The sequence below is a fragment of the Tepidiphilus sp. J10 genome, from assembly GCF_006980785.1.
GTDB lineage: Bacteria > Pseudomonadota > Gammaproteobacteria > Burkholderiales > Rhodocyclaceae > Tepidiphilus > Tepidiphilus olei.
Genome location: NZ_SBHP01000013.1, coordinates 1 through 9,493 on the forward strand (window position 1 = coordinate 1; position 9,493 = coordinate 9,493).

8 protein-coding genes and 2 pseudogenes are annotated in these 9,493 nt (G+C 63.6%); 8 read left to right on the forward strand and 2 right to left on the reverse strand.

What is annotated here, in order from left to right; translation table 11 throughout:
• Positions 1–194 (reverse strand): transposase (locus tag EPD81_RS10690; protein WP_185955434.1); only part of this gene is annotated, 194 nt, incomplete at its 3' end.
• On the opposite strand from EPD81_RS10690, the gene EPD81_RS10425 reads away from it, so the two are divergent.
• The 6 genes and pseudogenes from EPD81_RS10425 to EPD81_RS10870 all read left to right on the forward strand — a co-directional run.
• A complete protein-coding gene (locus tag EPD81_RS10425; protein ID WP_185955435.1) occupies positions 135–740 on the forward strand; it encodes an ISAs1 family transposase in 606 nt (201 codons plus the stop codon). The two genes, EPD81_RS10690 and EPD81_RS10425, sit on opposite strands and share 60 nt — an antisense overlap.
• Before the next feature lie 146 nt (positions 741–886).
• Positions 887–1,135 (forward strand): helix-turn-helix domain-containing protein, encoded by a 249-nt coding sequence (locus EPD81_RS10430; RefSeq protein ID WP_221929308.1) that lies wholly within the window; start codon positions 887–889, stop codon positions 1,133–1,135.
• A gap of 15 nt (positions 1,136–1,150) precedes the next feature.
• Complete coding sequence (locus EPD81_RS10435; protein ID WP_142805380.1) at positions 1,151–2,788, forward strand: ATP-binding protein; 1,638 nt, start codon at positions 1,151–1,153, stop codon at positions 2,786–2,788.
• A gap of 146 nt (positions 2,789–2,934) precedes the next feature.
• Entirely contained in the window at positions 2,935–3,648 is a 714-nt protein-coding gene (gene radC / locus EPD81_RS10440) for a DNA repair protein RadC (RefSeq protein WP_221929309.1), read from the forward strand.
• 11 nt (positions 3,649–3,659) lie between these two features.
• Entirely contained in the window at positions 3,660–6,410 is a 2,751-nt protein-coding gene (locus EPD81_RS10445) for an ATP-dependent DNA helicase (protein WP_142805381.1), read from the forward strand.
• 92 nt (positions 6,411–6,502) lie between these two features.
• Positions 6,503–6,752: pseudogene (locus EPD81_RS10870) on the forward strand (transposase); the annotation flags it as partial.
• Between the two features lie 174 nt (positions 6,753–6,926).
• Here the strand turns inward: EPD81_RS10870 and EPD81_RS10455 are convergent.
• Positions 6,927–7,640, reverse strand: a pseudogene (locus EPD81_RS10455) (transposase).
• A gap of 118 nt (positions 7,641–7,758) precedes the next feature.
• Here EPD81_RS10455 and EPD81_RS10460 point away from each other — a divergent pair.
• A complete protein-coding gene (locus tag EPD81_RS10460; RefSeq protein ID WP_370456509.1) occupies positions 7,759–8,010 on the forward strand; it encodes a DUF2924 domain-containing protein in 252 nt (83 codons plus the stop codon).
• Positions 8,007–9,392, forward strand: a complete 1,386-nt coding sequence (locus tag EPD81_RS10465; RefSeq protein ID WP_142805383.1) for a recombinase family protein — start codon at positions 8,007–8,009, stop codon at positions 9,390–9,392. Before EPD81_RS10460 ends, EPD81_RS10465 begins: the two co-directional genes overlap by 4 nt.
• The last annotated feature ends 101 nt before the right edge of the window (positions 9,393–9,493 follow it).

Here is a 9,493-nt window from a genome sequence, read left to right on the forward strand (position 1 = left end):
GGTTTGTACCCGTTGGCGTAGTCACGCCGACGCTCACTACGTTCATAGGGCGCCGCGCCAAGGAACTGGGATCGTTCGATCTTGGCGGCTTCATTGACGAGGATGCGCAGGGCCTCGCCAGCCCCATCGAGTCCGTGTTCGAGCAACACAGCATAAGCCGCTTCCAGAGGATTGGTTTCGACACGCATCGCCATGATGGGCATACTCCTTTCTCGAAGTCATGGCGTCAGACCGAGCGCCGCGCACTTCCTGCCATAGACGCTAAACGGAATTTACAGAAAGGATGGTACACAACCGTTCTCCAACTCAAGTGCCTGTCCAATCCTCAGCAATGGCCGGATCTGAAGATGTTCGGCGTCATCGAAGTCGAACGCACCCTGGAGGGTAAGACTAGCCTCGAGCGCCGCTTCTACCTCGGCAGCATCGCCGCCGAGGCCGAAACGCTCGCCCATGCGGTACGAGCACACTGGAGCATCGAGAACTGCCTGCACTGGAGCCTCGACGTCTCACTCAACGACGACCAGATGCGCGACCGCGCCCGCAACGCCAGCGCCAATCTCGCCCTCGTCCGCCGGCTCGTGCTCAACCTCTTTCGCCTGAACACGTCAGCCCGCAAAGGCGGTATCCGTACCCGACGCATCCTTGCCGCCTCTTCTGATGCCTACCGCCAGGCGCTCTCGGCCTTACAGAGATTTGATGCGATTGCCCTGCACAACGTGGCCGCGCTTATGAACTCATGATAAGATGATAACCGATTGCCGGTTTCCATGAGAAGCCAAGCGATATGAGCCGCTGCATAGTCGGTGTGATGGCCCCGGATAAGCTCCAGGAGCGAGAACGGGCGATTGCGAAGGGGAGGTACAAACCCGGCCGGGGGGAGCCCACTGTGTGGTTCCACTCGACCAGTTCCCTCGCCGCCGTGCTGTCGGACGACAACCGGGCGGTGCTGCGGACAATTCGGGATGCCAAGCCGGGGTCGCTTGCCGAGCTGGCGGAACTGACCGGACGCAAGCCGCCGAACCTGTCGCGGACGCTGAAAACGATGGCGAGCTACGGGCTGGTTGAATTGCGCCGGGACAAGGGGCTGCTGGTGCCAGTGGTCAAGGCAACGGAATTTCTGGTGGTTCTGGACTGAAGGCTAAGGGGAGAAATGAGCCAAGAAGGGCAGCTGATCGACAAGAAATCCTTGCGTGCCGTCACCGGGCGAAATGCCGACTGGGACGGCCTCGCCAAGGACTGTGTCGCCTTTGCTAATGCCCAAGGCGGCCGGCTCCTGATCGGCATCGAGGATGATGCAGCGGCACCCGCATCAAGTCAGCGGATCGATCCATCCCTCGTCGATGTCATTCGGCGCAAGATCGGCGAGCGGACCGTGAATGTGTCCGTGCTGCCGGAAATCCGGCACGCCGAGAACGGCGGCGAATACATCGAGTTGCACGTGCGCCGCTCGATGACTGTGGCATCAACCACCGACGGCCGCTACTTCCTGAGAGTTGCTGACGAGAGCAAGCCCGTCGTTGGCGACGACGTCATGCGGCTTGCCGCCGAGCGCTCGGCACTGCCCTGGGAAACCCAGACCACGCTGCGGGTGCCGAGGGAATCGGTGGATCGGGCTAAGCTCGATGCCCTGGTGGCCGGCATCCGCGCCTCCGACCGGGTCAAGCCTTCGGTCAAGGAAAAGACCGACGCCGAGCTGCTCAACCATTACCTGCTCGCCCACGGCGAGGGGCTCACCAACCTTGGCGTGCTGTGCGTGGGCACACAAGCGGATCGGGCACGGCTGGGCACGGCGCCCGTCATCCAGTTCATCAAGTACGACGCCCAAGAACGCAAGGTCAACAAGCTCGTCTGGGACGACCACACCCTCTCCCCGATGGAGCTGGTGGACCACGTCTGGCGCGAGGTTCCCGATTTCCGCGAGTTCTACGAGATTCCAGACGGGCTGTTCCGGCAGAACGTGCCGGTGTTCGATGAGGTGGTGGTGCGCGAGCTGTTGATCAATGCGCTCGTCCATCGCCCCTATACCCAGCGCGGCGACATCTTCATCAGCCTCCACCCGGATCGGCTTGAAGTGGTCAATCCGGGGCCGCTGCCGCTGGGGGTGACGCCGGAGAATGTCCTGCACGAATCCCGCAGGCGCAACGAGCACCTTACGCGTCTGTTTCACGACCTCAAGCTGATGGAGCGGGAGGGCACCGGCTTCGACATCCTCTACGAGGTGTTGCTGTCGCAGGGGCGCCCGGTCCCGCGGGTCACGGAAGGCCCGGACTGGGTGAAGGTCTCCGTTGCCCGGGCGGCGCCCAAGCCCCACTCCATCGATTTCATTGCCAAGGCGAGTCAGGCCTATCCACTCACCCAGCGCGAGCGCATCGCGCTCGGCCTGCTCGTTCAGCATGAAGCGATGACCGCCCGAGAATTCGGAAGGCAACTCGAACTCGACGATGCCGAGTCACTGCGCCCCTGGATAGCCCGGCTGCTGGACTGGGGGCTGGTGAGGCAAACAGGCCGCACGCAGGCGACGCGTTATTTTGTCGATCCCGGCCTGGTGCGTCGGCTCGAGTTTCCCGCAGCCACGAGCCTCAAGCGCATCGAACCCCATCGGCTCAGGGCGCTGATCGTCGAAGACCTTGAGCGTTATCCGGATTCGGCGATTGGCGAGATTCATCAGCGGATCGGCGCCGAGATTCCCCGCAGCCAGGTGAAACGGGTGCTGGAATCCCTGGTTGCGGACGGGACCGTGCGTTACCAGGGCGAGAAGCGCTGGCGCCGGTATCGGGTCGCGGCATGAGCTATCGCGCAAAACAACCCGAATCGAGGGGCGATGTGCGATATGGCGGCCGCGATAGAAGTGCAGTGCTTTGAATTGACAATATTTTCTATCGCGCGAATCAGGCAGGCGACCTCGTCGACACGCGATAGAAGAGGCGAAAGGGGATGATGGCGGGAAGGGGAGAATCGACGGACATTCATCAAGGACACCGCGAGCGTCTGCGTGCACGTTTCCTGGAGGATGGCCTGGACGGGTTCGAGGATCACCAGGTCCTCGAGCTGCTCCTTTTCCACGTCATCCCTCGATCCGACACGAATCCCATCGCGCACCAGTTGATGCGCCGGTTCGGTTCCCTGTCGGCGGCGCTGGAAGCCGACCCGAAGGACATCGCCAGCGTCGAAGGCATGGGAGACAAGGCCACTGCGTTCCTGAGCCTGATCCCGCAGATCACGCGACGCTACTTCCACGACCGGGTCAATCGTGATGCCCCTCGACTCACCAGCTCCGAGGCCGTGACCGAGTACCTCGTCCCCCTCATGGCGGGGCGGCCCGAAGAGGTGTTCTACGTGCTGTGCCTGGACAGCCAGTGCCGCGTGCTCTATCCCGCCTTGATCGGTGAGGGCACGGTCAAGGAAGCCCACGTCCATCCGCGCCACGTCGTGGAAGAGGCCCTGCGGCACCGGGCGGCGAGCGTCATCCTGGCCCACAACCACCCGGGCGGCACGGCCAAGCCTTCCAATGCCGACCACCAGCTGACCGCCGTGCTCGTGCAGGCGCTCGGCGCCATCGGCATACCGGTGTTGGATCACATCATCGTGGCCGGCGAGCGGGCGTACAGCTTCGCCCGCGAGGGCGTGTTGCCCAAGTACACATCGTGAGCGAGTCGAGAATGCAATATACGGAACGCCAACAACAGGCCATCGATCATCTGGACGGCAATCTCCAGGTGATCGCCTGCGCGGGATCGGGCAAGACCCAGGTGCTGGCCCAGCGCATCGTCAACATCCTGAGCACCAAGGCCGCCGAGGGCATCACCCCGGCGAACATCGTGGCCTTCACTTTCACCGAGAAGGCCGCCGGCGAACTCAAGGATCGCATCCATCGCTTGTGCCGCGAACAGCTGGGGCGGGATGTCGGGCTGGCCGAGATGTTCGTCGGCACCATTCACGGCTTCAGCCTGGACCTGCTCCAGACCTATCTTTTCCGCTTCCTCAAGTATTCGGTGTTGAGTGAGGTGCAACAGCGCCTGCTCATCGACCGTTACTGCATCCAGTGCGGCTTGCGCGACCTCGCCACCCACGATGGGAAACGTCTGGAGCGTTGGAAGGATTCGAAGCTGTACATGAAGATCCTCTCCCTCGTGCGCGAGGCCCAGATCGACGAGGCCGCACTCGGGGATCATCCGGTGCGCCAGGCCCTGGCCAAGTACACTGCCCTGCTGCACGAGCACCGCTACCTCGACTACAGCATGATCCTGACCGAGGCGGTCGGGGCGCTGATGGCCGATGCCGGCCTGCGGCAGAAGATGGCCGAACGGGTGAAGTACCTGATCGTCGACGAATACCAGGACGTGAATCCCCTGCAGGAAGCCCTGATCCGTTTGCTTCACGGCCTCGGCGCGCAGTTGTGCGTGGTCGGCGACGATGACCAGACCATCTACCAGTGGAACGGCAGCGACATCGCCAACATCGTCGGCTTTGCCGACCGCTACCCCGGCGTCACGCGGGTTGCGCTGGCCGAGAATTTCCGCAGCAGCGAAGGCGTGGTGGAAAGCGCCCGGCAGGTGGTGGAACGCAATGACGGGCGTCTGGAGAAGCGCATGCAGAGCGCTGGCACCCAGGCCTTCCAGCATGGCGACCTGCTCTGCCTCAAGTTCGACAGCCCGGCAAGTGAGGCGCAATGGATCGCCCGCAAGATTCAGGAAATGCGCGGGATGCCGTTCACCGAGAACGGCGAGACCCGGGGCCTGTCCTGGTCCGACTGCGCCATCCTGCTGCGCAGCGTGAAGAACAGCGCCGGCCCCGTCCTGGATGCCTTGCGCGAGGCCGGCATTCCCTACGTGGTCAAGGGCATGGCCGGGCTGTTCGACACCGCCGAGGCCCAGGCCGCCTGCGCCGTCTTCCACTACCTGGCCGGCATCACGACGGCAGCCGCCCTGGAACAGGCATGGCAGCAGGCCGATCTGGGCCTGACCCTGGTGCAAATCCGGCAGGGCATCACCTGGCTGGACGCCGAGAAGGCCGATTGGCCCAACCGCTGGCAGAAATCGACCTACTCGCTGCAGGGCACCTACACGGGCTTCCTCGCCGCCGTCGAACTGCGCGAGGATGCCATCCCTCATCAAGAGGGCGACGAGCGGGCGCGGGGTGAAATCGTTTTCTACAACCTGGGCAAGTTCAGCCAAGTCATCACCGACTACGAGACCATCCACTTCCACACCAAGCCGGACGACCTCTACACCAGTTTCTCCGGCTACCTGATCCACAACGCGCCCGACTACTATCCCGAGGGCTGGGAAGACGCCGGCTTCGCCCAGCCGGATGCCGTGCAGGTGATGACGGTGCATCGCGCCAAGGGCACGGAATTCCCCGTCGTCTTTCTGCCCAACCTGGTCAAGAACCGCTTCCCCGCGAAAGGCCAGGGCGGGCGCAAGTGGTCCAGCGTTCTGCCCGAAGCAGCCGTGGTGGGCGGCCACCGTCTCAATGGCGGCGAGGCGGACGAGCGCCGCCTGCTCTACGTGGCGCTGACCCGGGCCAAGAAATATCTCTACTGCACCTGGGCGCCCGAGGCGGCCAAGGGCATGTTCGCCAGGAAGTCGCCCTTCCTGCGCGAAATCACCGCCTCCGCTTACGTGCTCACGCGCGAGCCCGCGCCGCCGGCCATCGAGAAACTGCCGCCCCGGCCACGTCAGGCGCAGTCGGAAATCCTGCTCACCTTCAGCGAGCTGAAGTATTTCTACGAGTGCCCCTACCAGTTCAAGCTGCGCTTCATGTACGGCTTCAACCCCGGCTTCCACGAGAAGCTCGGCTTCGGCAAGTCGCTGCACGACGCGCTGGCGGAAGTCCATCACAAGGCGCTGGACGGCGAATACCTGGACGCCCGGGCGGTGCCGCAACTGCTCGACACCCACCTGCACCTGCCCTACGCCTGGCAGCAATTGCGCGATGACATGCGGGTGCAGGCGGATCGGGCCCTGCGCCGCTACCTGGATGAAAACAGCCACCTGCTGGACAAGATCGAATACGCCGAGAAATCCATCGAGTTGAAGCTCGCCGATGGCGTGGTGGTGCATGGCCGCATCGACCTGATCCGCCGCACCGACACCCAGCAGATCATCATCATCGACTTCAAGTCCACCGAGCGCGCCCAGGAAGAGGACGTCACCAGCCGCCAGCTCCACATCTATGCCCTGGGCTACCAGCAGCTGACGGGCCACTCGGCGGACCTGATCGAAATCTACAACCTAGACCAGGGCGCCGGCACCGCCCAGCGGGAACTGGTGGAAGAACCGTTGCTGCGCGAAACGGAAGCGCTGGTGGTGGCCACCGGCCGCGACATCCGTGACAACCGGCTCTGCCGCGTGGCCCATTGCAGCGGCTGCGACATGCAGGGCATCTGCCGTTCCGACATCGGCCAGTAATCAGGAAGGAAGACACAGGGGCACTTCGAAAAAACCCCACCTCCTCGCCTCTGATAAAATCCCCCTGTCCTGATTCGTGAGGAGCCCGAACCATGACGCGCCGCACTGCGATTCAACCCGATTCTGTTTGCCGCTGAGGAACATCGTGCCAAGCTCGAGCGGCTCGGCGATCCCCTGCAGGAGATGGAGGCGGTGATCGACTTTGCGGCGTTGGCCGCGGAAGTGGAGAAGATTGCTCCGCTCAAGGATCAACCCAAAGGCGGGCGGCCGCCCTATCCGATCGAGACGAGGGTGCGCATCGTGGTGTTGAAGCGTCTCTACGGGCTCTCGGACGAACAGATGGGAACCTCGATCAACCCCCGTTTTCCGGGGAATTTGGAGTGAAACAGGGTCTTCATGACGCTCGGCACTGAATTCCCTCCGATTTCCCCTCGTTCTGGCCGCTCGTTGCGGCCTCGTGCCCCGGTTTTTTCCTGCCCACGACCGCTGCGGGCACACTACGGCCGTGGGTGGGCCTCACCAGGGGATGGCGTTGGACTTCACGAGCCACACCGTGCGCCGAAGGTTGTAGCAGGCAGCCATCAGAGTAAGCGCAAAGTCGGCTCTGGCTCGTCCGATGGTGCGGATCATCTTGCCGCCCATGGCCTCAATCGCGGCAAACACGTGCTCGACCCGGGCACGGACGCGGGCAATGCGCGTGTTGCGTGCTTTTTGCCGCTTGGGCAGTGGCCGGTGGGGCTTTGCCTTGCGCTGGATCTGCGGCCGGTAGCCTTTGGCCTGCAGCGTTTCTTCCCGCTCCTTGCTCGCATAGCCCCGGTCGGCATAGACGTCTCGGCCCGTGTTGCCGGAGTCAAGCAGTGTCTCGAAGTGCTGGTTGTCGTGGGTGCTGGCCGTGTCGGTCTTCAGACGCCGGATGATCTTGTGCTTGCGATCGACACAGACCGAAAGTTTGTAGCCGTAGTGGCTCTTGCCGTGGAAACCCATCTGCTCGTCCAAGCGCCCGTGGATGCGCTTCAACACCGCGATGCGCACCCTCGTCTCGATCCGACAGGGGGCCGCCCGCCTTTGGGTTGATCCTCGAGCGGAGCAATCTTCCCCACTTCCGCGGCCAACGCCGCAAAGTCGATCACCGCCTCCATCTCCTGCAGGGGATCGCCGAGCCGCTCGAGCTTGGCACGATGTTCCTCAGCGGCAAACAGAATCGGGTTGAATCGCAGTGCGGCGCGTCATGGTTCGGGCTCCTCACGAATCAGGACAAGGGAATTTTATCAGAGGCAGGGGGTGAGGGGTTTTTCGAGGTGCCCAGGAGGCGGCCTACGGCGGCATCGACCCCAACATCCGGCAGAAGCTGGTTCGGCTCGGCGAATCGAAATCGGTGTTCGCCAAGCGCCGGGGTGCGGAAATCCATTTGATGCCGGGTACCGTGCTGCTGCGCGAGTTCAACGCCCAGGAATACCGCGTGACCGTCACACCGGCGGGCCTCTACGATCTCGACGGCAAGCTGTTCAAGAGCCTGTCGGCGGTGGCCCGCCACATCACCGGCTGCCAATGGTCGGGGCCGGCGTTCTTCGGGCTCAAGCAGAAGGGCGGCAAGCAATGAAGGCGCCCGTCACCCGCAAACGCTGCGCGGTCTATTGCCGTGTCTCCACCGACGAGCTCCTGGACCAGTCCTTCAATTCCATCGACGCCCAGCGCGAGGCCGGGCAGGCCTTCATCAGTGCCCAACGCGCCGAGGGCTGGATTCCGGTGGTCGACGACTACGACGATGGCGGCTACTCCGGCGGCAACATGGAACGCCCGGCATTGACGCGCCTGGTGGCCGACATCGACGCCGGCAAGATCGATATCGTCGTGGTCTACAAGATCGACCGGCTGACGCGCAACTTGGCCGACTTTGCCAAGATGGTGGAACTCTTCGACCGGCACGGCGTGAGCTTCAGCGCCGTCACTCAGCAGATCAATTCGGCCACGTCGATGGGCCGGCTGATGTTGAACATCCTGCTCTCCTTCGCGCAATTCGAGCGGGAAGTGACCGGCGAGCGCATCCGCGACAAGATTGCCGCCAGCAAGGCCAAGGGCATGTGGATGGGCGGCGTGCCGCCGCTGGGCTACGACGTCGGCCAGCGACAACTGATGGTGAACGAGGCCGAAGCCGCCATCGTGCGCGGCATCTGGCAGCGTTTCGTCGACCTGCGGTCGACCACGGTACTCGCTCGGGAATTGAACCGCCAGGGCATCACCACCAAGGCATGGACAAACACCAAGGGCGTCTTCCGCGCCGGGCGGCCGATCACCAAGCAGAACCTCTACAAGACCCTGCGCAACCCGATCTACCTCGGCGTCATCCGCCACAAGGGCAAGAACCACCCTGGTCAGCACGAGGCCATCATCGACCAGGCGCTGTGGGATCGGGTGCAGGCCATACTCGCCGAGGAGTCCAGTGAGCGGGCGGCGATGACCCTCACCAAGCACAAGACCGACGCCGTGCTGCGCGGCATCCTGTTCGCCCCGAACGGCGACCGGATGCTGCCGACCGCGACCAAGAAATCCAGCGGCAAGCTGTATCGCTACTACCTGCCCAGTTCGGACAAGAAGTTCGGCCGGGGCACCAACCCCTTCGGCATCGTGCCCGCCGACCAGATCGAGGGGCTGGTGCTGGAGCAGGTCAAGGCCGCGCTGCAGGGCCCGAAAATCGTCCAGGCCGTGTGGGACGAAGTGAAGCGGCGCAAGGCGGACATCGACGAGCCGGCGGTGGTGCTGGCGATGCGCAACCTGTCGGCGGTCTGGAATCAGCTGTTTCCGGCTGAACGCTGCCGCCTGGTGCGGCTGCTGATCGACCGAGTGCAGTTGCGCGACGACGGCATCGACATCGAGTGGCAGCCGATGGGCTGGGCGGAACTGGTGGGCGATCTCGCGCCGCACAGCATCGGCGCGGAATTGCGTGAAGGAAACGCTGATTTATTCCCCCCTTCCCGGCGTTGAGCTGAGCTGGGATAATGCCGGAGACGATCCACCCGCAGGGGCCTGCCATGCAGTCGAGCTTTTCCGAACTCGAGTACGCCGCGAAGAAGAAACAGACGCGC